This is a genomic window from Atlantibacter hermannii, from assembly GCF_009907385.1.
Lineage (GTDB): Bacteria > Pseudomonadota > Gammaproteobacteria > Enterobacterales > Enterobacteriaceae > Atlantibacter > Atlantibacter hermannii_A.
Genome location: NZ_JAAATR010000031.1, coordinates 51,406 through 76,183, shown reverse-complemented (window position 1 = coordinate 76,183; position 24,778 = coordinate 51,406). Strand labels below are relative to the sequence as shown.

General features: G+C 57.0%; 21 protein-coding genes. 7 read left to right on the top strand and 14 right to left on the bottom strand.

The genetic code is table 11. The features are described from left to right. Positions 1-384: 384 nt before the first annotated feature. From GV764_RS09320 to fucO, 6 genes are all read left to right on the top strand, one after another. On the top strand, positions 385-1,884 hold the full coding sequence (locus GV764_RS09320; RefSeq protein ID WP_161659908.1) for a sugar ABC transporter ATP-binding protein: 1,500 nt from the start codon (positions 385-387) through the stop codon (positions 1,882-1,884). 3 nt (positions 1,885-1,887) lie between these two features. Beyond that, entirely contained in the window at positions 1,888-2,871 is a 984-nt protein-coding gene (locus GV764_RS09315; RefSeq protein ID WP_161659907.1) for an ABC transporter permease, read from the top strand. Positions 2,872-2,935: 64 nt separating this feature from the next. Next, positions 2,936-3,889: an ABC transporter substrate-binding protein gene (locus tag GV764_RS09310; RefSeq protein WP_161659906.1), complete on the top strand. Its 954-nt coding sequence runs from the start codon at positions 2,936-2,938 to the stop codon at positions 3,887-3,889. Between the two features lie 130 nt (positions 3,890-4,019). Beyond that, entirely contained in the window at positions 4,020-5,006 is a 987-nt protein-coding gene (locus GV764_RS09305; protein WP_161659905.1) for a LacI family DNA-binding transcriptional regulator, read from the top strand. A 104-nt stretch (positions 5,007-5,110) separates the two neighbouring features. Beyond that, the gene (gene fucA / locus GV764_RS09300; protein WP_125293858.1) at positions 5,111-5,758 is read left to right on the top strand and encodes an L-fuculose-phosphate aldolase; all 648 of its coding nucleotides are present in this window, start codon (positions 5,111-5,113) and stop codon (positions 5,756-5,758) included. Positions 5,759-5,798: 40 nt separating this feature from the next. After that, complete coding sequence (fucO, locus tag GV764_RS09295; RefSeq protein ID WP_161659904.1) at positions 5,799-6,947, top strand: lactaldehyde reductase; 1,149 nt, start codon at positions 5,799-5,801, stop codon at positions 6,945-6,947. Between the two features lie 43 nt (positions 6,948-6,990). On the opposite strand, the gene fdhF is transcribed toward fucO, so the two are convergent. From fdhF to focA, 3 genes are all read right to left on the bottom strand, one after another. Then, positions 6,991-9,159: a formate dehydrogenase subunit alpha gene (gene fdhF / locus GV764_RS09290; RefSeq protein WP_161659903.1), complete on the bottom strand. Its 2,169-nt coding sequence runs from the start codon at positions 9,157-9,159 to the stop codon at positions 6,991-6,993. A 28-nt stretch (positions 9,160-9,187) separates the two neighbouring features. Next, positions 9,188-9,739: an electron transport protein HydN gene (hydN, locus tag GV764_RS09285; RefSeq protein WP_161659902.1), complete on the bottom strand. Its 552-nt coding sequence runs from the start codon at positions 9,737-9,739 to the stop codon at positions 9,188-9,190. A gap of 425 nt (positions 9,740-10,164) precedes the next feature. Then, positions 10,165-11,019: a formate transporter FocA gene (gene focA / locus GV764_RS09280; protein WP_161659901.1), complete on the bottom strand. Its 855-nt coding sequence runs from the start codon at positions 11,017-11,019 to the stop codon at positions 10,165-10,167. 269 nt (positions 11,020-11,288) lie between these two features. Between focA and GV764_RS09275 the strand changes: the two genes are divergently transcribed. Then, positions 11,289-13,292, top strand: a complete 2,004-nt coding sequence (locus tag GV764_RS09275) for a sigma 54-interacting transcriptional regulator (protein ID WP_236651860.1) — start codon at positions 11,289-11,291, stop codon at positions 13,290-13,292. A 63-nt stretch (positions 13,293-13,355) separates the two neighbouring features. Here GV764_RS09275 and hycI read toward each other — a convergent pair whose 3' ends face one another. The 11 genes from hycI to GV764_RS09220 are packed head-to-tail and all read right to left on the bottom strand — an operon-like array spanning position 13,356 to position 24,634. Next, positions 13,356-13,853 (bottom strand): hydrogenase maturation peptidase HycI, encoded by a 498-nt coding sequence (gene hycI, locus GV764_RS09270; protein WP_161659900.1) that lies wholly within the window; start codon positions 13,851-13,853, stop codon positions 13,356-13,358. Further along, complete coding sequence (locus GV764_RS09265; RefSeq protein ID WP_161659899.1) at positions 13,850-14,266, bottom strand: formate hydrogenlyase maturation HycH family protein; 417 nt, start codon at positions 14,264-14,266, stop codon at positions 13,850-13,852. Before GV764_RS09265 ends, hycI begins: the two co-directional genes overlap by 4 nt. Continuing rightward, entirely contained in the window at positions 14,259-15,041 is a 783-nt protein-coding gene (locus tag GV764_RS09260) for an NADH-quinone oxidoreductase subunit B family protein (RefSeq protein WP_161659898.1), read from the bottom strand. Before GV764_RS09260 ends, GV764_RS09265 begins: the two co-directional genes overlap by 8 nt. Continuing rightward, on the bottom strand, positions 15,038-15,589 hold the full coding sequence (hyfH, locus tag GV764_RS09255; RefSeq protein WP_161659897.1) for a hydrogenase 4 subunit H: 552 nt from the start codon (positions 15,587-15,589) through the stop codon (positions 15,038-15,040). The genes GV764_RS09260 and hyfH overlap by 4 nt, the downstream gene beginning before the upstream one ends. A 10-nt stretch (positions 15,590-15,599) precedes the next feature. Beyond that, a complete protein-coding gene (locus GV764_RS09250; RefSeq protein WP_161659896.1) occupies positions 15,600-17,336 on the bottom strand; it encodes a hydrogenase large subunit in 1,737 nt (578 codons plus the stop codon). Position 17,337: 1 nt separating this feature from the next. Continuing rightward, the gene (locus GV764_RS09245) at positions 17,338-18,912 is read right to left on the bottom strand and encodes a hydrogenase 4 subunit F (protein ID WP_161659895.1); all 1,575 of its coding nucleotides are present in this window, start codon (positions 18,910-18,912) and stop codon (positions 17,338-17,340) included. Positions 18,913-18,916: 4 nt separating this feature from the next. Continuing rightward, positions 18,917-19,567 (bottom strand): hydrogenase 4 membrane subunit, encoded by a 651-nt coding sequence (hyfE, locus tag GV764_RS09240; protein ID WP_161659894.1) that lies wholly within the window; start codon positions 19,565-19,567, stop codon positions 18,917-18,919. A gap of 11 nt (positions 19,568-19,578) precedes the next feature. Then, positions 19,579-21,018 carry a hydrogenase 4 subunit D gene (locus tag GV764_RS09235; protein WP_161659893.1) on the bottom strand — a complete coding sequence of 480 codons (1,440 nt, stop codon included), beginning with the start codon at positions 21,016-21,018 and terminating at the stop codon, positions 19,579-19,581. Between the two features lie 18 nt (positions 21,019-21,036). Beyond that, positions 21,037-21,987 carry a respiratory chain complex I subunit 1 family protein gene (locus GV764_RS09230; protein WP_161659892.1) on the bottom strand — a complete coding sequence of 317 codons (951 nt, stop codon included), beginning with the start codon at positions 21,985-21,987 and terminating at the stop codon, positions 21,037-21,039. Between the two features lie 11 nt (positions 21,988-21,998). Further along, positions 21,999-24,011: a hydrogenase 4 subunit B gene (hyfB, locus tag GV764_RS09225; RefSeq protein ID WP_161659937.1), complete on the bottom strand. Its 2,013-nt coding sequence runs from the start codon at positions 24,009-24,011 to the stop codon at positions 21,999-22,001. Beyond that, positions 24,011-24,634, bottom strand: coding sequence for a 4Fe-4S dicluster domain-containing protein (locus GV764_RS09220; RefSeq protein WP_161659891.1), 624 nt, complete (start codon positions 24,632-24,634; stop codon positions 24,011-24,013). Before GV764_RS09220 ends, hyfB begins: the two co-directional genes overlap by 1 nt. Positions 24,635-24,778 lie beyond the last annotated feature (144 nt).

Here is a 24,778-nt window from a genome sequence, read left to right as displayed (position 1 = left end):
GAGTAAAAATTAGAATCGACAACGAGTTTCGTCCTGAAGTGTGATGTTTTTCACGTACTCAACGCGTTGGTAATTTTTAAAAAGGGGATGCGATCCGGCACAAAAATAATATATTCAATAAATTCAATCCAATACTCCATATCTCTTGCGCGGTGTCACAATTTGAATTGAAAGTATTTGTCGAAAAACAGCGCATTGCATAGGTTTAACTACGCAAAAGCTAACACGAGTTAGCAATATTCAAATAAAAACGGGATTAATGCCGGGAATATTTACTGCGGCTCTGTTTTATGACGCCGTTACGTTGCCGTTGTTATTCATAAAGGTATTTGCCTCTCCCGTTTTCACAGACAGCGAACACCTGGTCAACCAAGGGAAAACGCCATGTCAGATAATTTTTTGCAGATGAATAATATTACCAAGCGTTTCCCCGGCGTGGTGGCGTTGAGTAATGTTGGATTTACGTTACGCCGCGGTGAGGTTCACGCCCTGTTGGGTGAAAACGGGGCGGGGAAATCCACGCTAATGAAAATTTTGTCCGGCGTGTATCAGCCCGACGAAGGGGAAATTATTTTCGAAGGAAAATCGGTTAAATTCGCCAGTCCGCTGGAGGCGCAACTGCTCGGCATCACGATTATTCATCAGGAGTTTAATTTATTTCCTGATTTAACCGTTGAAGAGAATATTTTTATTGGTCGGGAATTTTGTAAACACAATCGCTGGCAACTGGATACCAAAACCCAGCGCCAGAAAGTTCAGCATATTCTTGACACCCTGAATTTGAAAATTAAACCAGAAACCCGCGTAGCGGACTTAACGGTTGCGCAGCAGCAGATGGTGGAAATCGCGAAAGCCATTTCCGTTAATGCGAAAATTTTAATCATGGATGAACCCACCGCCGCCCTGACGGAAAGCGAAATCGACAGTCTGTTCAACGTGACTCGTCTGCTTAAAGAACAGGGCACTGGCATTGTGTATATCTCGCACCGCCTGGAAGAGCTGGCGCTGATTGCCGACCGCGCCACCGTCATGCGCGACGGGCAGTACATCGGCACGGTGGAGTATGAAACGGTGCAAATCAGCGACTTAATCGCCATGATGGTGGGCCGTAAACTGGGCGACATCTACCCGCGCAGGCCGCCGTTTACCGGGCGCGACACAGTGCTGGAGGTGAACAACCTTAACCGTAAGGACGTACTGCGCGACATTAATTTCTCGCTGTATCGCGGCGAAATTCTTGGGCTCTCCGGCCTGATGGGGGCTGGCCGTACCGAGCTTGCCAGGGCATTGTTCGGCGCTGATAAAATCGATCGGGGCGAGGTGAAACTTAACGGCAAACCCGTCGTGATTACCGATGTTCATCAGGCGATTGAACAGGGCATCGGCTATCTCACTGAAGATCGCAAAAAAGAGGGGCTGGCGCTGGGATTATCCGTGGAGCTCAATATCATGCTCGGCAATTACCCTGAATATTCCGGTGCATTAGGGATTGTTAAAGAGAAACAGTGTCAGGAAACCAGCGAGCAATTAGTCAAAGCCTTACGTATTAAAACGCCCCATCTCCAACAACCTGCGCTGCATTTAAGCGGCGGTAATCAGCAAAAGATAATTATCGCCCGCTGGGTATGCAAAGACACCGATATTTTGATTTTTGACGAACCCACGCGCGGTATTGATGTGGGCGCGAAACTGGAAATTTATGAATTAATGAATCGCCTGGTGGCAAAGGGGAAATCTATCATCATGATCTCCTCGGAATTACCGGAAATCCTCGGCATGTGCGACCGCATATTAGTGATGCGCAATGGCCGTATTACCGGTGAGCTGGATAACGCGACGGCCACTCAAGAAAATATTATGAAATATGCGACGTTAGAGGATTAAATCATGACTGACTCATTAACGCCCTCCAGCCAGCCGGTGAAATCAGGAAAAATTAATAAAGCCCTGCTCATGCGCCTGGCGCCGTTATTAAGCCTGGTTTTACTGGTGCTCTTTTTTAGCTTCAGTTCGCCGTTTTTCTTTAATACCGAAAATATTATGACCATCGCCCTGCAAACCTCGGTGATTGGCATCATGGCGATTGGCGTGACCTACGTGATTATCACCGCCGGGATCGACCTGTCGCTGGGGTCGGTGGTGGCGTTTTCCGGGGTGGTGGTGGGCCTGTGCGCATCGTACAGCATGCCGCTGATTGTCTGCGTGATTGCCGGTATGGTGGCGGGCGGCCTGTGCGGCTGCGTCAACGGCCTGCTGGTCACGCGCGCGACTATTCCGCCGTTTATCGCCACGCTGGGCCTGATGATGTCGGTGCGCGGCATCAACATGGTGATGACCGACGGGCGCGCCATTTACTTCTCGGATTATCCCACCTTCAAACTGCTGGCGCAGGGACGTTTATTCGACGTCCTCCCCTACCCGGTGTTTTACCTGGCGATTATCGCCGCCATCGCCGCTTACATCCTCAAGAAAACGGTGATTGGCCGCTATGTCTACGCCGTGGGCAGCAACGAAGTGGCCGCGCACCTGTCGGGCATTAAAGTGCAGCGGGTGAAGATTTTTGTCTACGCCTTCTGCGGGCTGCTCACCGGGATCGCCGGGGTCATTCTGGCGTCACGCCTCAACTCCGGGCAGCCAACCGTCGGCGTGGGTTATGAGCTGGAAGCCATCGCCGCAGTGGTGATTGGCGGCACCAGCCTGATGGGCGGCGTGGGCACGATTGGCGGCACCATTATCGGCGCATTCATTATGAGCGTGCTGAAAAACGGCCTCAACCTGATGGGCGTCTCGCAGTTCTGGCAAATGGTCGCCATGGGCGTGGTGGTGGTGGCTGCGGTGTATCTCGACACGTTGCGCAAAAAAATGCGTTAGCGATCCGTTGTAGCGATGTGGATCTTCCCCTGTACCAAACCTAATAAGAAACGGAGTCAGTCCTATGAAAACCAAGTTCCTGTTGAGTGCGTTAGCGATGGCGGCGGTGCTGGCCAGCCCCGCATGGGCGAAAAACCTCACCCTGCCGGTCGTCAGCAAGGGTTATCAGCATGAGTTTTTCCAGACCGTGAAGATGGGCACCGAAGCCGCCGCCAAAGAGCTGGGGGTGAGCACCAGTTTTGTCGGCCCGGCGGATGAAACCCAAATCGCCGAGCAAATCCAGCTGCTGGAAAATACCATGGCGAAAAAACCGGACGGGATTTTGCTTGCCGCCCTGGACGCCAACGCGCTGGCACCGCTGGTTGAGAGCGCCAACAGCCGCGGCATCAAAGTGGTCACCTTCGATTCCGGCGTAAATTCCGACATTCCGGCGAGCTTTGTCGCCACCAACAACGTGAAAGCCGGGGCGCAGGCGGCGGATGCGCTGGCCGCCGCTATCGGCAACAAAGGCAAAGTGGGCGTGATCGCTCACGTGGCGGGCACCAGTTCGGCGATTGAACGATCCGAAGGCTTCACTAAACAGATGAAAGAGAAGTACCCGGATATCACCGTCTTGCCGGTGCAGTACAGCGATGGCGACCCGCAAAAAGCGATGGATAAAACCACCGATATGGTGCAGGCCAACCCGGATTTAGCCGGGATCTACGCCACCAACGAAGGGGCGACGCTGGGCGTGGCTAACGCGGTGGACAGCCTCGGTATTAAAGGCAAAGTGAAAGTCATCGGCTTTGACAGCACCGAAGCGATTATCGGCTTCCTGCGCGCGGGCGTACTGCAGGGATTTGTGGTGCAGGACGCGTATCAGATCGGTTATCAGGGCATTAAAGCGCTGGATGACGCCATTAACGGTAAAACGGTAGAAAAAGTCATCGATATCCCCGTTAAGTATGTCAGCATGGAGAACATTGACGACCCGGCGGTGGATAAACTGCTGCACCCGTTCGGTAAGAAAAAGTAATCCTGCCGCTGCCGCCCTGCGGGGCGGCAGCATCTCGCTGAGCAACGGGCAAATATCGTAATGGTCGTCCAGGGGAATCACCGGTGTGTGATTATAATAAGCCTTTCGTCATCATAAGGGAAAAAGGCAGATGGCCAAAACCGTAGAACAGATTGCGACCGATCTTCATTTGTCAGTCACCACCGTCCGGTTAGTGTTAAGCGGGAAAGCGGAACAGTATCGCATCAGTTTAAAAACACAGGCCAGAATTAACGAATATGTCGAGCGTTATGGCTACACCATTAACCATTCCGCCCGGAGCCTTAAATTAAATAAAACGGAAACGCTGGGTTTAATCATTCCCTGTATTTCGAACGTATTTTTCGCCACCCTCGCCGAAAAATTAGAGCTGCGCTGCCGACGTTCGGGATACCAGTTGATGATCAGCTGTACTTATAACGACGTGGATTACGAAAATAAGCTGGTGAAAGCGTTAATCGCCCGCAATGTGGATGGGTTGTTTATTGCGCCAGCCACCCTGGAAAACCAGCAGCACCATTTGCGCCAGGTGAAAAAACCGCTGGTGTTACTGGACCGCGATTTTAAATTCACCGACAACGCGCTGGTGGAAAGTAATAACTTCGCCGGAGGCGTGACGCTGACCGACGCCATGCTTAACGCCCGCCAGGCGCCGCTGTGGTTTTTAGTGGGCGATAAACAACTGCCGAGTATTCATGACCGTTTAGCCGGCTATTTACATGCCGTTAAACAGCACCCGCTGGCGTCGTCGTGGGTGGCGGAGGATCCCTACAATACCCCGGCGGGCGGCGCACAGATGATGAGAAACTTAATCGCCGAACACGGCGTGCCGAAAGCGTTTATCGCCTCGTCGCTGCCGGTGCTGGAAGGGGCGATTAAAGAGCTGCGCGAACAGTGCGGCGGCATTCCGCCGGATATTAATATCGGCACCTTTGACGAACATCCGATGCTGGGATTTTTATCCAATAACGTCTGGTCAATGCAGCAGGATGAAGACAGCTGGGCGGAAAAAGCCTTCGATTTAATGCAGCAGGCGATTGACGGCACGCCGGTCAAACGCACTGAACAGGTGACGATGAAATTAATTAAGCGCCAATAACACATTAAAAAAAACATCGCTGATAACACTTCAGGCAAAGCCGTTCAGGGCTTTGCCCGGCTCCCCTTAGCCAAATTAATATTTTACCGATTCGGAGAAGAGAAATGGAACGTGAAAAACTGGCCCGTGGAATTATTGATACCTGTCTTGAAATGACGCGCCTTGGATTAAATCAGGGCACAGCGGGAAACGTCAGCGTGCGCTATCGCGACGGCATGTTAATTACCCCTACCGGTATTCCTTACGAGAAATTGACTGAACAGAGCATTGTTTTTGTCGATGCCGAAGGCCGTCATGAAGAGGGCAAATTGCCCTCCAGCGAATGGCGCTTTCACCAGGTGGTGTACCAGACCCGTGCAGATGCGAATGCAGTGGTGCATAACCACGCGGTGAACTGCACGGCGGTCTCGATTTTAAATCGCCCGATCCCCGCCATTCATTACATGATCGCCGCAGCGGGCGGTAACTCGATCCCCTGCGCGCCCTACGCCACCTTTGGCACGCGCAAACTCTCTGAATACGTGGCGGAGGCGATAAAAGATCGCAAAGCCACGCTGTTACAACACCACGGGCTGATTGCCTGCGAAGAGAATCTCGATAAAGCGCTGTGGCTGGCCCATGAAGTGGAAGTGCTGGCGCGGCTTTATCTGACGACTTTAGCCATCGTTGATCCGGTCCCGGTACTGGATGATGAAGAAATCGCCATAGTGTTGGAGAAATTTAAAACCTATGGCCTGCGGGTCGAAGCGTAGCGAGCCCGGTTACAGGCATAATTCATCAGGAGCAAACGTTATGGCTAACAGAATGATTCTTAATGAGACGTCATGGTTTGGACGTGGCGCGGTGAATGCGCTTCCGGACGAGGTGAAGCGTCGGGATTATCGCAAAGCGTTAATTGTCACCGACAAAACGCTGGTTGCCTGCGGTCTGGCGGCGAAACTTACCGACAAGCTCGACAGCGCAGGTCTTGAATACCAAATCTTTGCCGATGTGGTGCCCAACCCCACGATTAAGGTCGTGCAGCAGGGCCTGGCGGCGTTCCGCCAGAGCGGCGCGGATTACCTTATCGCGCTGGGCGGCGGCTCCCCGCAGGATACCTGCAAAGCCATCGGCATTATTATCGCCAACCCGGAATATGAGGATGTGCGCAGTCTGGAAGGCGTCGCTCCTACCCGCAATCCCAGCGTGCCGATTTTCGCTATTCCCACCACCGCCGGAACCGCTGCCGAAGTTACCATTAACTACGTGATCACCGACGAAGAAAACCGCCGTAAATTTGTCTGTGTCGATCCTCATGACATCCCGCTGGCGGCGTTTATTGACGCCGATATGATGGACGGCATGCCCGCCGCGCTGAAAGCCGCGACCGGCGTGGACGCGCTGACCCACGCCATCGAGGGCTATATCACCCGCGGCGCGTGGGAGTTGACCGATACACTGCATCTGAAAGCCATCGAAATTATTGGCCGTTCCCTGCGCCAGTCGGTCGCGGGTGAATCCGCGGCGGTGGAGGATATGGCGCTCGGGCAATACATCGCCGGGATGGGCTTTTCAAACGTCGGCTTAGGGCTGGTACACGGCATGGCGCACCCGCTGGGCGCGTTTTACGACACTCCGCACGGCGTGGCGAACGCCATACTGTTGCCGCATGTGATGCGCTACAACGCCGATTATACCGGCGAGAAGTATCGTGCCATTGCGCAGGCGATGGGCGTGGACGTGCAGGGCATGAGTATTGCGCAGGCGCGGGAAGCGGCTATCGGCGCGGTAGAAGCGCTCAACCGCGATGTGGGTATTCCGGCCTCGCTGCGCGATGTCGGCGCGCGTGAACAGGATGTGGCCGAGCTGGCCCAGGCCGCGCTGGCGGATGTCTGCACCGGCGGCAATCCGCGTGAAGCCACTCTCGATGATATCGTCGCCCTGTACCACGGCGCGTTCTGACAACAACAAGGCGGACCGCAGTCCGCCTTTTTATTCACCTCAATTACGCGATGGCCCGCGCCGCGCCGTCAACGTGCTGACGCAAGCGGGCTTTCATCTCGTTGTACGACTGGCTGGCAAAGTTCTCGGCCCATTTCTGATCCTCAATCGCTTCCACCCGCGCCGCGCAGTATTTGGTTTCCGGCGTTTTTGACGTGGGGTCGAGGTTGTCCTGGGTTAACTCGTTACAGGCGCCAATCCACCACTGGTAAGTCATGTACACCGCGCCACGGTTAACGCGCTCGTTGTAATTACAGCGTGAAATCACCTTGCCGCGTCGCGACATCACCCACACCAGCGCCTGGTTGGCGACGCCGAGTTGGCGGGCATCGTCCGGATGCATCTGCACAAAGCCCGGTTCATCCGCCAGCGTCACCAGCGCCCGGCAGTTGCCGGTCATCGAGCGGCAGCTGTAGTGGCCGACTTCACGCACGGTACACAGCACCAGCGGGTAGCTTTCATCAGGAATTTCCGCCGGGGCGCGCCAGGCGGTGGCGAACAGCTGCCCCTTGCCGCTCGGCGTGGCGAACTTATTGTCCTTATAGAGATACGGCGTACCGGGGTGTTCCAGCGTCGGGCACGGCCACTGCACGTGGCCCAGCCCGGCCATTTTCTCCCACGTCACGCCGTAATAGAGCGGGCACAGCTCACGCAGCTCGTTCCAGATGGCCTCGTTATTTTCATACTTCATCGGGTAGCCCATGGCGGTGGAGATCAGGCTGATGATCTCCCAGTCGCGTTTGACGTTCCCTTTGGCTTCGATGGCTTTTTCAAAACGCTGAAAACCGCGGTCAGCGCAGGAGAAGACGCCGCCATGCTCGCCCCAGCTGGTGGCGGGCAGGATCACGTCCGCCTGCTCGGCGGTTTGGGTCATAAAGATGTCCTGAACCACCACGAATTCCAGCGCGTCAAACCCACGGCGCACCAGCCCTAAATCCGCCTCGGTCTGAAGCGGATCTTCGCCCATGATGTAATAGGCTTTGACTTTGCCTTCCATCGCCAGGTGCGGCACTTCGGTGATGCGATAGCCCGGTTCCGGATCGAGCGTTTGTGGATCGATACGCCAGGCGTTGGCGAATTTCTCCCGTACCGCCGGATCGCTTACCGACTGGTAACCCGGAAACAGATCCGGCAGCGCGCCCATATCGCAAGCGCCCTGCACGTTGTTTTGCCCCCTTACCGGCCCGACGCCCACGTTCGGACGGCCCAGATTCCCGGTGAGCAGCGCCAGACCCGACAGCCCTTTCACCACATCAACCGCCTGACCAAACTGCGTCACGCCCATGCCCCACATAATGGTGGCGGACGGCGCGGCGGCGTAAGTGCGCATCGCCTGGCGGATCGCCTGAGCAGGGACGCCGACCAGCTCTTCTACCGCTTCCGGGCTGTAATCCGCCACGATGTCGCGGTATGCCTCAAAGCCTTCAGTGAAGTTGGCAACGTAAGCTTTGTCATAGAGATCTTCTTCGATCAGGACATGGGCAAAGGCGTTAACCAGCGCCATATTGCTGCCGTTTTTCATTTGCAGGTGCTGATCGGCGATGCGCGCGGTTTCGATTTTACGCGGATCGCAGACGATGATTTTCGCGCCCCTCTCTTTGGCTTTCACCACGCGTCTGGCCACGATAGGATGCGAATCGGCGCAGTTGTAGCCAAATACCAGCAGGCACGCTGAGTTTTCGATATCGGAAATCGAGTTGCTCATCGCGCCATTGCCGAGCGTCTGGCGCAGCCCGGCCACGGACGGGCCGTGGCACACTCTGGCGCAGCAGTCGATATTGTTATTGCCAATCACGCCGCGCGCGAACTTCTGCATCACGTAGTTGGTTTCATTTCCGGTGCCGCGTGACGATCCGGTGAGCATGATCGATTTCGGGCCGTATTTGGCCTTAATCGCCTGCAAGCGGGACGCGGTAAAACGGATCGCCTCCTCCCAGGAGACCACTTCAAATGGTCCGCCTTTCTGGCGACGAATCATGGGTTGCTGCAGGCGTGGCGTCAGCAGCCGGGTGTCGTTGAGAAAATCCCAACCGTAATAGCCTTTCAGGCAGAGTTCGTTCTGGTTGGTGACACCGTTTGCCGCTTCAGCGCGGACAATCTTGCCGTTTTCCACACACAAATTGAGTTTGCACCCTGCACCGCAGTACGGGCACACAGAAATGATTTTTTCCATTACGTAACCTTTTCCCCTGACCAGGGAGTCAAAAGTTTAAGAAAGATCCTGAGACTGATGTATCAAGCGCCGCACGGCGGCGTTTTTCCTGCACCATCTGATCGACGGCATTTCTGTCCATCACCACCAGCGCTTTGGTCGGGCACACCTCAACACAGGCGGGACCGATATCGCGGGTATGGCACAAATCGCACTTATTGGCCTGGGCGCGGGTGTTCAGACCGCTGCTTAACGCGCGATCGTCGTTGACCATGACCTTTGTCACCACGTCCATGGTGCCGTAAGGGCACGCCACCACGCAGGTTTTGCAGCCAATACATTTTTGTTGATCGACATAAATGAAGTCGTTCCTGCGCGTGATAGCGGCATTGGGGCACACTGTCGCGCAGGGCGCGTCCTCACACTGACGGCAGATCACCGCTGTACTCACGCTAAAGCCTTTCACCACATGAATACGCGGTGAAAACGGATACTGCGTTATCTGCGCGATATCGCCGTCTCCGTGCGCCATTACACAGGCAATTTCACACGTCCGGCAGCCAATACATTTATTGGAATCCGCAAAGATGAACCGGTTCATCAGCTCACTCCTGAGTCTTCGTTATTGTTAACCGGACACGGCCGGTCATTCACATTGCACGCTTTTATAAGCAAACCGCGTGCCAGAGCGGTATTTCGAAAAATAACGCTATAAATTAAAGAGTTAGTTTATTCATTCCGGTGTAATTCCCTGTCAAAATGACTTTTCGGCAGAAATGCCGAACATATTGCCCGACAAAAACGCCTGACAACTGCGTGCGGCTAACCCTCGGAAAGTGTGATTCCGATAACCGTTTCACGCAGCAGTCAGAGATTGAAGACAGCGTTTAACCCATGTCTAAATTTTTGCAGTCGATCACAAAAACTGTTTTATTACCTCACGGGAAAATAATCGATTATATTTATTACGACAAAATTGCTGATATTTAATCTGACATTTTTGTCTTCAGCGGCGAATGGCGTAAATTAATGCCGCTGATTAGCCGGATTAAGATAGATGACCCAGTAGGTGATCCCCACCAGTACGCCGCCACCAATTATATTACCAATGGTTACAGGTATTAAATTATTCACAATAAAATCATGAATCGTTAACGATGGAAACTGGCCGGCGCTCATCCCTATTGAATGCCAGAATGAATCTGGCGCGAAATAGCGAATAACAATCCCCATCGGGATTAAGAACAGATTCGCAATGCTGTGCTCAAATCCGCTGGCCACGAACATCGCGACCGGAAATAACATGGCGACAACTTTGTCCGTTAGCGAATGGCCGGAATAACTCATCCATACCGCAAGACAGACCATTAAATTACACAGCGTCCCCAGGCAAACCGCTTCGATAAAAGTATGGTGCAGCTTGTGGTCCGCCGTGCTGAGCACGCTTAAGCCCCATTGCCCGTCTGACGCCGTGTACTGCCCGGCTCCCCAGATCAAGGCCACCAGAAAAAGCGCGCCAGCCATATTGCCCAGATAAACAATTATCCAGTTTACAATAAGTTGCCGCCAGGTAATTAAACCGCTGGCTTTGGCGACGACGGTTAATACTGTTGAGGTAAAAAGATCGGCGCCGCAAATAACCACCAGAATCAACCCCATCGCAAAACATAATCCGCCCACGAATTTTGTTAATCCGCTCGCCGGACTATTGGTAATGACGGTAATATAAAACACAAAGGCCAGGCCAATGAACACACCTGCGGTAATCGCCAGAAAAAAGGATAACGATTTCTTTTTGGTCGCCTTATAACATCCCGCCTGCTCAGCCACTTTTGCCATTTCTGCTGGCAGTCGCAAATCAAAAAAATTATTGTCACTCATGTTGATCACCATCAAATTGGATTAAAAACAGAGACAGAACTCGATTTTCTTTATGCATAATCTGTACCACCCGACTTTTAATCAGCTGTAGATTTGAACCAGCTAACAATTAAGTGTAAAAACAGAGCAAATGAGAATAATTATCAAGATAAGCGACCAATAACCTGACATGGCACATTCAAAATAATTAGCCATGAAGGTATAATTTTTTTTAACGGTGAAAATTTTGTGAATTATTTTCACCTGACACCAGGGTGATTAATGTGACAATGGCTTCCGATAACGTGATGACGTCTTCTTCTGTGCAGGAGAATATTCTGCGAATATCGCAATCGCTTTTCTTACAAAGCGATATTCCCGGTCTGTTGCAGACGCTGATCCGCCATCCGGCACTGGCGTATGTTCCTGCCGCGCTGGAACTGCGCCTGCCGCATGTCCGCTGGCACTGTAATGCGCAAGGCAACGTCGCAAAGCAAGACAATGTGTTTGCCAACGCTCAGGAGGCGCCCAAAGACGCCTTTATTCAGCCTCTGACCGTCAATGGCAATGCGCTGGGGCGTTTACTGTTTATTCCTCCCGCGCAACATCCGTTCTCTGATAACGCGAAACTCTGGCTCAGCCAGCTTTGCGCGCCGGTCGCCGCTGTGCTGCAGCATTTACTGACCCACGAGGCATTGCAGAATGAATGCCGACAATTGCGCGATGAACGCGATCATTTCCGCATACTGGTGGATACCACCAACTCCGTCATTTCACATCTTGATATGCACGCGCTGGTGTCGGAGGTTTCAAAAGAGATTCATCGTTTTTTCGGCATTGATTATATCGGCATGGCGTTGCTCGATGCCGATTCACGTCATGCGCGTTTCGATCTTTACTCCACCTGGTATGTCCCCGGCTCGCCGCTGGTTTGCGAACGCGAATACATCGCCATGCAGGATACGCTGCTGGCGCAGAGCGGCGCACAGCCGCAACTGTGCGTGATGCAGCTGAATAATGAAGATGAAAAAGTTCGCGAAGACGGCCTGCTGACCCGCGCCACCCGTAACGGGCTGAATAACGTCTGCCTGCTGCCGCTCCAGTTTGGTCACGAACCGCAGGGCGTATTGATTCTGGCCCATCGCAGCGGCGGGATGTTTCAGGGCAGCCATCTTCATTTACTCCAGCAAATCGCGGCGCGCATCAGCATTGCCGTGGATAACGCCAGCGCCTACAGCGTCATCCATCGGCTGAAAGAATCTCTCGAGATCGAGAATATCTGGCTTAACGAGCAGATCGGCAGCGAAGAGCATTTCAGCGAGATCATCTACCAGAGCCAGGCGATGAAAGAGGTGATCACCCAAATCGAGATGGTGGCGCAAAGCGACTGCACCGTCCTGATCCTCGGGGAAACCGGCACCGGTAAAGAGCTGGTGGCGCGGGCGATCCACAACTTAAGCCAGCGGAAAGGCCACCGGATGGTGAAAATGAACTGCGCCGCCATTCCCGCTACGCTGATTGAAAGCGATCTGTTTGGTCATGAAAAAGGCGCGTTTACCGGCGCGACCGCCACCCATATTGGCCGTTTTGAGCGCGCGGAAGGCGGCTCGCTGTTCCTGGATGAAGTGGGCGATATGCCGCTCGAGCTCCAGCCAAAACTGCTGCGCGTATTGCAGGAACGGGAAATCGAACGTCTCGGCAGCAGCCGGGTGATCCCGGTGAATGTGCGGTTGATTGCCGCGACTAACCAGGATCTGCATCAGAAATCGCTGGACCGGGAATTCCGTAGCGATCTCTACTATCGCCTGAACGTGTTTCCGATCCTGATCCCCCCGTTGCGCGAGCGGCCGGAGGATATCCCGTTACTGGCGAAGCATTTCACGCAAAAAATCGCCCGCCGCATGAACCGCAATATCGACAGCATTTCTGCCGAAGGGATGCGACTGCTCAGCCAACTGCCGTGGCCGGGCAATGTGCGCGAGCTGGAAAACGTGATTGAGCGTGCGGTGATATTAAGCCAGGGCAATACGCTGCATTTACCGCTGGAAAAACTGCGCCATTATTTACCTGCCGAACCGCCTGCGCCGGTACGCGCGCCGCGATCGGCACCCGCGATGATCACCCCCCCGGTGCCGGAGCACGACGACGCCGAACGCGAGCGCATTATTCAGGTGCTGCGGGAAACCAACGGCATTGTCGCCGGTCCGCGCGGCGCGGCGGCAAGATTGGGGTTAAAGCGCAGCACGCTGTTATCAAGGATGCAGAGACTGGGGATATCGGCGCGGGAGATTTGAGTAACCGACTTTTAAGACAATAATGCCGGGGAATATCCCCGGCAAACGATCCATCGAAAAAACTTATATTTCCTCAGATTCCCTTTCCACCACCAGCGCCTCAATCCCTTCCGGTCCCTGCCCGTTTTCCAGATGCCGATACAACCGCGCTACCGCGTCATTCACCGCAGGAGTAATGGGAAAGTAAAACGCCACGATATCCGGCTGGATGCCGATAAACGTCACGTCAGGGATATCATCCTTCAGGCTGTTGATAAGAAACGTCAGCGGCATGGTGTGGGTGCTGACGATGAACATTTCGGCGATATCATTCGGATCGACCACCCGGATTTCGCCGGGATTGAGCCCCATATCGGTGGCGTCTACCACCACCACCCTTGACGGATTCAGCGCGCGCACCTGATGCACCACGTTTTCCGGCGCAGAACCGCCGTTGATCACGGTCCAGCCAGGGATCGGGTCGCGCAGCATTTTCTCTCCAAGGAGCGGCCCCGCGCCGTCGTCGCCCATCATGCTGTTGCCAACGGTTAACACCACGCCGTTGATTTCGGAAGGCTTCATGGTTTCCTCTTCACAATCAGGTAGATGGCAGGTTCGCGCACAATATCGCCCAACAGGCGGACCAGGGTGGTGCTCCACTGGTTAAACGGCTCGGGCGCGCTGTCGCGCAGCGGCGCAAGCGCGTTGGCCAACAGCGACGTATGGGTGGAATCGATGGTGATCTCCCCAAAGGTCAACAGCCCTTGCAACTTGCGCCTGGCCTCGCCTTCCGGCAGCAATTCCAGCCACTGCTGATACTGCGCCAGCGGGCACACCAGTTCGGTTTTCAGGCAGTCGATCATGCCAACGTGATGGCCTATCGCCAGCGAGTAATACATCACCTGCTGCGCCTCTTCCGGCACGTCGTCATCGCTGTCGACGAATTTCTGGCGCAGCGACCAGAACACCACTTCCGGCGGACGGGTGTTAGCCATGCTGGCCCCCCTGCTGTAACAGCCCGGCCAGACGCTGGACGATTTCCCGCAGTCGCGGATCGTTTTCCTCGCTGAGCCACTGCGATAATCGCGGTGCCACTTCCCCCACCGACGCGCCGTGCAGGCGTTTTAAGAACTCATCGCTGATCAGCCGCCCCTGCCAGTAGCCGCCCATACGGCGGGCCTCGCGCTCGATCATCACCCGGGTCGCCAGCGGCACTTCCGGGAGGATCAGCGCCGCTTTTTCGCCGATGGCTTCGATATGCTGTTCGCCCTTCAGTTTTTGATCGAGCAGCCCCAGCGCCACCGCGAAGCCGTACAGCGTGGCGGCGGGCGTCGGCGGGCAGCCGGGGATCCACACGTCGATGGGCACGATGGATTCGCTGCCGCTCCACACGCAATACAGATCGTGGAAAATCCCGCCGCCGCAACCGCAGGCGCCGTAGGAGATACAGATTTTCGGGTCCGGCGCGGATTCATATGCGCGCAGCGCCGGGACGCGCATCGCGCGGGTCACCGCGCCGGTAAACAGTAAAATGTCGGCATGGCGCGGTGAAGCAACGACTTTGATGCCGAAACGTTCGGCATCAAACAGCGGAGTAATGGCCGAGAAAATCTCGATTTCGCAGCCGTTGCAGCCGCCGCAGTCCACCCGATAAACATAGGCGGAACGCTGAATATCTTTCAGCAGGGTGCTTTTCAGCTTCGCCGCCTGCTCATCCAGCTGGATGGGCTGGCTGACGTGATGATTCACTTTAATGTCCGGCAGGCTCATGATTTTTCTCCCACAGCAATCTGGCGCATACGCAGTGAACCGTTAGTACTCAGGTTATATTTTTGACGGCAGCCCGGGCAGCACTCGTACACGCCGCGCAGTGCCTCGACCGTGTCCGGATCGCCGCTGGACTGGGCCAGCAAGTCCAGGGTTAAGGCCAGCGCTTTTTTAGTGGTAAACGGCTGATGGCACTGCGGGCAGCTGTGCAGCGCAAAGGTCGCCGTGGTGTAGAGATCGGCTTTATTGGTCACCGCCAGTTCAAACTCTTCCGACAGCACAATGGCGCGGGTCGGGCACACTTCCTCGCAGCGGGCGCAAAAAATGCACCGGCCATAGAAAATCTGCCACACCCGCTCGCCGGTGGTGGTGTTGGTTTCCATGGTTAACGCATTGGCCGGGCAGGCGACCGTACAGGCCCCGCAGGCGATGCACTGTTCGGCGTCGTACACCGGTTTGCCGCGAAAGCCCGGGCAGACGTCCAGCGGCTTAAACGGGTACTTCACCGTGGCTTCGCCCGTTTTGAGGAGGGTTTTAAACAGTTTCAGCATCGTTGAGTCCTCACTTGAGCGGCGACTGGGTGCGCTCAATCCCGTAGCGTTCAATCTCCTGATACGGCACGGTTTTGACGCTGCGTTTACGCACATCCACCAGCGTGACGCGGTCGGTACAGGAGTAACAGGGGTCAAGGCTGCCGATAATCAGCGGCGCGTCAGAGACGGTATTGCCCTGAAGCATGTAGCGCAGCACCGGCCAGTTGGCGTAGGTGGCCGCGCGGCAGCGCCAGCGGTAGAGCTTCTGGTTATCCCCCAGCATGCTCCAGTGAATATCTTCGCCGCGCGGCGCTTCGGTATAGCCCAGCGCGAATTTATGCGGTTTATAGGTAAAGCCTTCGGTGAGGATGTCCCCTTCCGGCAGGTTATCCAGCGCGTACTCAATCATCGCCATGGAGTCGAACACCTCTTTCACGCGCACCATCACGCGGGAGAACACGTCGCCGCCGTCCAGGGTGAACAGGGTTTTTGGCAGATTGCCGTAATCGGCGAACGGGTGGTCGAAACGCACGTCGCGGGCAAAACCGCTGGCGCGGATCATCGGGCCCACCGGGCTGTGGTCGCGGGCGACTTTGCGATCCAGCACGCCGACGCCCACGGTACGCTGTTCGATATTCGGCGTAGTGAGCAGCATATCCACCAGATTCTGGAATTCGACGCGCATTTCGCGCACCAGCTTCAGGGTATTCAGACGCTGGGTTTTATTGATATCGCGGCGCACGCCGCCAATCAGGTTCATGCCATAGGTTTTCCGCGCCCCGGTCAGCAATTCCGCCATGGTCATGGATTTCTCCCTGATGCGGAAAAACTGCATAAAGCCGGTATCGAAGCCGACGAAGTGGCTGCTCAGGCCGATGTTCAGCAGGTGGCTGTGCAGCCGCTCCACTTCCAGCAAAATGCTGCGGATAGTGTGGGCGCGCTGCGGCACATAAATCCCCAGCGCGTTTTCTACCGAGGTGGCGTAAGCCACGCTGTGGGTAAAACCGCAGATACCACACACGCGGTCAGAGAGGAACGTGACTTCGTTATAACCCATGCGGGTTTCCGCCAGTTTTTCCATGCCGCGATGGACATAGAACAGGCGGTAGTCGGCATCGACAATCTGCTCGCCGTCGACGAACAGCCGGAAGTGCCCCGGTTCGTCAGAGGTAATATGCAGCGGGCCAATCGGCACCACGCGGGTCTCCCCGGTGGCTTCATTGACGAACGGATAGGTTTCGGTTTCCGTGGTCGGCGCCGGGCGCTGGCGATAATCCATGGTGTCTTTGCGCAGCGGGTAGAGATCGTCCGGCCAGTCGTCCGGCAGCACCAGACGGCGCTCGTCCGGCAGGCCCACCGGTTTCAGGCCGTACATATCGCGCACTTCGCGCTCGCCCCAGACCGCCGCCGGTACGCGCGGCGTCACGGACGGATACTCCTGGGTAATCGGGTTTACGAACGCCTTCACGGTGATCCAGCATTTCTCCTGGCCTTCCAGCGACAGCACGTAATACACCGCAAACTGGCCGTTAAGCGGGCGCTCGTCATTGCCGAACAGCACCGGCAGCCAGCCGTTTAACTGGTAATAAATAAACTCCACGACTTCCGGCAGCGCATCAGTGTTAACCGTAATGGTGAGCTGATCCGCCGTTTGCCATTCCTCGTCCAGCACCGCCGCCGGGAACTGCTGGCGGATTTGCGCCAGATAGCCCACGCCGCGCCTGGCGCTGTTTTGCATACTGTTGACGAAATTTTCGTAGCTCACGTTACTTCTCCTGACGATGGGTGGTGGCGGTAATGGATGCGTCGTGGGTGGCCCACGGCCACGAATAGCGCTGTTGTGAATCGGGCTGATTCAGGACGATGGTGGACGCGCGCTCCAGCATGTAAGTCACCGGTTTCGGAATGTGGGTGCCCATCACCAGCATCAGCACCAGCAGGATCAGCAGCGGCAGCGTGGTCAGAATGCCCAGCTCTCCTTTCGCTACCGCCTGCGGCGCCTCGCCGAAGCACACTTTGGCGACCATGCGGATCAGCCCGCCCAGTACCACCGTCAGCAACAGCAGCAGCACGATAGTGAGCCACAGATGTTCGCCCGCCAGCCCGGCGGTCACGGTCATAAACTCGCTGAGGAACACGTTAAACGGCGGCATCCCGCCGAGGGCCAGCGCGCCGCCTGCCAGCAGCACCGCGCTGAACGGCGCGACGCGCATCATGCCGCGCACCACGTCCAGATCGCGGGTGCCGTATTTCAACAGCAGGTTGCCGGAACCGCAGAACAGCAGCGCTTTCGCCAGGCTATGGTTGAGGGTGTGCAGCAGCCCGGCCAGCACGCCGAGCGGCCCGCCGATGCCGATCGCCACGGCGATCAACCCCATATTCTCGACGCTCGAATAGGCCAGCAGGCGTTTTACATCGCGTTGCACCAGGATAAAGAACGCCGCCACCGCCACCGACAGCATCCCGAAGACAATCAGCAGGGTGTTGGGAAACTGCGGACCAATCGCCGCGCTGATCAGGATGTAATAACGCACGATGATCAGCAGCGCGCAGTTGAGCAGCACCGCCGAGAGCAGCGCACTGGTGGGGCTCGGGGCCTCACTGTGTGCGTCCGGCAGCCAGGCGTGCATCGGGAAAATCCCCATCTTGGTGCCGAAGCCGATCAGCACGAACACAAACGCCAGATGCATCAGCGTCGGGTCCAGCAGATCCGGGTGTTTCATCACTTCGGTCCAGAAAATGGCGTCGCCCGGATTCGGCAACATGCCCGCTGCGTTGGAGTACACCAGCACCGTACCGTAGAGGCCGAACGCCACCCCGACGGTACAAATGATGATGTATTTCCAGGCCGCCTCCAGCGACGAACGCTGGCCGTACAGACCCACCAGAAATGTCGAGCTGAGGGTAGTGGCTTCGATGGCCGCCCACATCAGGATCAGGTTATTACTGGTCACCACCAGCAGCATGGTGAAGATAAACAGGTGGAAGAAGCCATAGTAATTGCACAGGCTCTTCACGCTCAGTTCGCCGCTGTTGACCTCGTGATTCATATACCCGATGGAGTACAGGCCGGTTAAGAACCCGACCACGCCCAACAGCCCAAGGAACAGGCCGCTCAGGCTGTCGAGATGCAGCCACTGGTGCGCCGCCAGTAAATCCTGGTGTTCATACACCAGCGCCACGCCCCACAGGCTGACGCCCAGCAGCGCGGTGATCGCAACGGCATGCAGCGCCGTCACCACGCCGCGCGCGCCGTCGCCGAGCAAACGGCAGGCGAACGCCAGTAGCGCGACCACCAGCGGTATGCCCAGCAGCCAGAAAAACATCGTACTGTCATTCATCTGCTTACCCCTTCAGCGCCGTCAGTTGATCAACATTGAGCGTGTTGAGCGTGCGATAAATTTTGCGCGCCAACACCGCCATCACGATCACGGCAAAAATAGCGTCCGTGGCGATCCCGATTTCCACCAGTTCCGGCGCGCGGTTGGCCAGCAGCGCCAGCGTCAGGTGCGAGCCGTTTTCCATCAGGCAGTAGCCGAATACCTGCTTAAGGATGTTGCGCTGCGTGACGATGCACAGCAGCCCCAGCAGGAAGTGGCCCAGCGATACCGCCAGCGCCGGTTTCAGCTCCGTCACCAGCGGCACCGTAACGGGTTCCACGACGAACCAGGCCAGCAGCACGATGACGGCGGCGGCCACCATCAGCAACGCCGGGCTGATAATCCCGGCATTGGCGCTGGGATCGGAGAGTTTGCGAAACGCGTAGCCCATAATCAGCGGCACCATCACCACCTTGGTGATAAAGGCGCTGATCGACCAGGAGAGCAGCTCATGGGCGTTGAGGGTTTCCGCGAGGGTGATAAAAATGCCCACCAGCATCAGCGACTGCAGCGCATAGAACCAGCACGCGGCGGCAGGACGTTTGACGCCAATCACCAGCAGCGAGGTGATCATCATCACGCCCGCGAGGTTATTGACGATAAGTGTTCCGGTCATGTTCGACTCCCTTATCCCAACCAGGCGACAGCAATGACGCTGGAGCACAGCGACATCACCACCAGGACAATCAGCACCGCCCGCATCGCAACCGGCACCGGCGAGGCATCCGCCACCGCCTCGCTCGGTTCGCCGGGCACCACGCGCCCAAACCAGTAAAGCAGCCAGGCGAAGCTCGCCACCGATTCAACCAGCAACAGCACCATCAGCGGGGTCATGACCCAATATTCGCTGGAGAGCGCGAAACCGGCGGCAAACAGCGGGAACTTGCTGAAAAAGCCGTTGAACGGCGGCACACCGGCAATCGCCAGCGCCGCCACGCAGAAGCCGACGCCCAGCAACGGCATCGTGCGCATCAGCCCTTTCAGCTTCGGCAGCATACGGGTGCCGCAGCTGTAGCTGAGCGCGCCCGCCACCAGGAAGAACAGGCTCTTGGCAAAAGCGTGGTTGAAGATGTAAGCGATACCGCCGTTGAAGGCCTCTTTCGAGCCGAACACCGACATCGACAGGGCGAAGAAGATCCAGCCCAGTTGGGTAATGGTCGACCAGGCGAGCAGGCGCTTCATGTCTTTTTGCGGCAGATACATCATAAAGCCGTAGACAATAGTGAGGCTCGCCATGCCCATGCCGATCCAGCCGATAACGTGCGGCACCTGGTCGGCAGAGAGAATGGCGCGGGCAAAGATATATACGCCCACTTTCACCATCGACGCGGCATGCAGGTAAGCACTCACTGGGGTGGGCGCTTCCATGGCGTCCGGCAGCCAGGCCTGCAACGGCAGTTGCGCCGATTTACCCCAGGCTGCGAACAGGATCCCGCCGAATACGATCAGACTCGCCGGACCGTCCAGTTCCGCCAGCGCGCTCAGCGCGAAGGTGCCGGTTTGCAGGAACAGCGTCGCCGCTGCCAGATACAGGCCGATGGAGGCAACATGGGTGATCAGCAGCGCTTTCATGGCGGAACGCTGGGATTTCGCGCTCTGGTAATAGCCAATCAGCCCCCAGGAGCAGCCGCCGGTGATTTCGAAAAACAGCAGTTGCCCGAGGATGGTGGACGACAACACCAGCCCGGCCATCGCGCCGATAAACACCAGCAGCAGCGCGTAGTAGCGGTTGGTGCCGTCGTGCGGATGCTCGCGGTTGCCTTTGGTCAGATAGCCAGTGGAGTAAAGGCTGACTAAGAAACCTAAAAACACCACCGCGAACACGATCAGGGTGCTGACGCGATCGAGGGTGAAGCCAAACAGCGCCACATCGCCGTACTGAACCAGCGACAGCGTGGTGGCCTCCATACCGCCCAGATAAAACAGCCACGCCAGTTGAACCGTGCCCAACGTGGCCAGCAGCGCGACGAGGGTACACAGCCACGGCGCATAACGCTGCGGCAGGCAGGCCGTGAGCAGCGCCCCGACGAAGGGGATCAGCAGGGTCGCAAGTGCGATAGTTTCCATAATGGTTTCCCTGGCTCCTTACAGACCGGTTAAGTAAAAGACGAAGGCCAGCGTCGCAACGCCGAAGCCCAGCCAGGTGACGCGGTGGGTCAGCAGGAAGCGTCCGCGCGCCAGGCTGTTTTCAATCAGGCCGGCCAGCACAAACACCACCAGCAGCTTGATGCAGGTGGCAAGGACCGCCCACATCAGCGCCGGCGGGGTAAATTCCGCCGCTTTGCCGAACGGGATAAACACCGCCAGGAACAGTTGCGCCACCACCACCTGCTTCAGGCCCAGCCCCCATTTCACCAGGGCAAAGCCGGAACCGGAGTATTCGGTCAGCGGCCCTTCCTGCAACTCCTGCTCCGCTTCCGCGAGGTCAAACGGCAGTTTGCCCATCTCGATAAAGCAGACGAAAGCGCAGGCGATAAACGCCAGCAGCGTGGCGGTCGGCGAGCTCCAGCCCTGCGCCAGGGTGGCGCTGATGGTGCCGATATTGGTGGAACCGGCGATCAGCGCCACCACCAGCAGCGCAAGGATCAGCGTCGGTTCGACTAAAATGCCGATCACCAGTTCGCGGCTGGCCCCGATCCCGGCGAAAGTGCTGCCGGTATCCAGCCCGGAGAGCGAGAAGAAAAAGCGGAACAGCGCGAACAGGTACAGCAGCGTGATCAAATCCCCTGCCCCGCCGAACGGCGACATCAGGGTGAAAATCGGTAAGGTCATCGCCACCAGCAACATCGAACCCAGCAGCACGTAAGGCATGATGCGGAACATCGCCCCCGACTGCGCCGGCGCCACTTCCTGGCGTTTAAGTAATTTGGCGAGATCGCGGTAGTCCTGCCAGATGCCGGGCCCCTGACGCGAATGCATCCGGGCGCGGATCTGGCGGGAGATCCCGGTGAGTAACGGGGTAATCCCCAGCATGATCAGGGCCTGAACCAGCGCGAACAGCCCCATGGTCAGCGTCGGTGTGTGTTGCGTTAACATGCGCTCCCTCCTCAGACCGCGACGATCGCGAGTAAAACGACCAGCGCCGCCACGACATACAGGCAATAGAGACGGAAATCTCCTCCCTGTAGTCGCTGTATCCCGCTGCCCACGGACTGGGTCAGACGGACCAACGGATAGATAATTTTTTCATCCCAGAACGGCTCGACGCGGGTGGCGCCTGCGGTGGTTTTCTCCAGCGCGCGGCCCAGTCCGGCAGACGGATCGAGCTGACGACGCAGTTTGTACAGCGAGGAGAACATGACGCGCAGCGGCTGGGTGAAGCTGCCGGCGGACGCCGACATCGCCTCTTCCCAGGCGTAACCACAGGCCCACGGCTCGCCGCGACGGCGGAAACCTTGTTGCCCACGGCGGTGAGAGAGATAAATCATCAGAGGAATTAACGGCAGGGCCAGCAGCAGAATAAACATGACCGCTGGAGAGAGCATTGCCTGATGGGCCAAGCCCGGCACCAACAGCGCCCCTTCGCTCACCGTCACGGCAGGCGTTTGCACCAGCCCGGCGGCGATGTTCGCGATAACCGGCGCGATCCACGCCGCGCCGACGCCCAATATGACGCAAAGCAACGCCAGCAACAGCATGGCAGCGGTCATCGGCCACGGCACTTCACGCGCCTGGGCTGCTTTCTCGCTGCGCGCGCCGCCGCAGAAGCTAATGCCATACACCTTCACAAAGCACATCGCCGCCAGCGCGCCGGTGATTGCCAGCATCACCATGGCGATGGGGCCGCTCAGTTTCATGATAAAGCTGCCGTCGCGGCTCATGGTGAACAGCGACTGATAGGTGTACCACTCGCTGATAAACCCGTTGAGCGGCGGCAGTGCGGAAATCGCCATACAACCGATCAGGAACGCCAGACCGGTCAGGGGCATTAGCTTGCCTAAGCCGCCCATTTTTTCCATATCGCGGGTATGGACGCGGTAGATAATCGCCCCTGCGCCGAGGAACAGCAGCCCTTTAAACACCGCATGGTTCACGAGGTGGTAGAGCGCGCCGAGAATGCCCAGCGTCGCCAGCACCGGGTGGCCGGTGGCGATGCCCACCATGCCGACGCCGACGCCCATCAAAATGATCCCGATGTTTTCCACGGTATGCCAGGCCAGCAGGCGTTTGATGTCATGCTCCGCCAGCGCATACAGCACGCCCAGAACGGCTGAAACCGCGCCGAACGCCAGCACTACAATCCCCCACCACAGCTGGGTGGCGAGTAAATCAATGCCGACTTTGATAATCCCGAAGATCCCGATTTTCACCATCACGCCCGACATGAGTGCCGAGGCGTGTGACGGCGCGGCGGGGTGCGCGCGCGGCAGCCAGCTGTGCAGCGGCAGCATCCCGGCCTTGGCCCCGAAACCCAGAAACGCCAGCAGGAACACCGCGGAGGCGGTGCCCGGCGAGAGTTGCAGCGCGCGGAAGCTGGCGAAATCGAGGCTGCCGCTCTCCCGCCACAGCAGGAAGAACGCCATCATGATCAGCACCGACCCGGCGTGGGCGATAAAGAAGTACAGCAGCCCGGCGCTGACCGATTCGTCATCCTGCTCGGCGATGACCAGGAACCACGACGCCAGCGACATCATTTCAAACAGGATGATGAAGTAGAACGCGTTGTCCATCACCACCAGGCCGACCATGGAGGCGATAAACAGGTTCATAAAGAACCCCATGCCCCATGCGCCGCGCCCGCGGTATTCCTGAACGTAGGAGAGCGAGTACAGCGAGCACACCACCACCAGCAGGGAGATCACCAGCAGCATAAAGGCGGCCAGGCCATCGAGACGAACGCTGAAGGCGGCAAACGGGAACAGGCCCTGAGTGGCAAACACCACCGCGTCGCCGCCCATCACCACCGGCCACGCGGCAGCAATACCCAGAACGCCGCCGATCATCGCGCCCGCGCCGGCGACATAAATCGCCACCTGCTCCGCATGGCGCAAAAGCAGAGAGGCGCAGCCGCTCGCGACGTAAAACACGATGGCCCACAAAAGAAGCTGAAGAGAATCCATCATAATTTCTGCTCCTGAGAAGCGGTGGGAAACAGATTTAGCTCCGGCGGCAGATTGCTCATCGCCGCCAGACGCCGCGCTTTTGCCTCCCGCGCGATACCGCGTTCATCCACCAGTTTCAGCGCCGCCGTCGGGCACGCCCTGACGCAGGCCGGGCCTTCCGGGCGGAAATCGCATAAGTCGCATTTCACCGCCACGCTGCGCACCCCCGCGTTCCAGGCAAGAAACGGATTCATGCTGGCAGGGCTTTCCGGCACATCGGCCAGCAGATTCGCCGGGACATAGTTTTCAAATTGCGAGGGAATAGACAGCGGGCGGCTGCCCGATGGCGTAATGGCCCCAAAAGGACAGGCCAGGCCGCATAACTTACAGCCGATGCACAGGCTTTCGTTAAGGACGATGGCGTCGTTTTCATGCGTGATGGCGTTCACCGGACACACCCTGGCGCAGGGAGCGTCTTCGCAGTGACGGCAAAGCATGGGGGCGGTCTGCTCGTCAACGCGAGTGACGGTCAGACGTGGATGCGATTGTAATCCCTGAGCCTTATGGACCTCCGAACAGGCGGCCATACAGGTATTGCATCCGATACATAGCTGTGGCTCCGCAATCACGAAGCGATTCATCGCTGTACCCTCCAGAATCATATGAATAACAGCGAGTCGATACCGTCGGCATTGCCCACTGCTGGTCTTGTCAGCAGGCTTTAAGCAGGAATTGTGCCAGTTTGTTTTTTGTTATTTTTATTCTTCAATTCAATGAGTTAATTA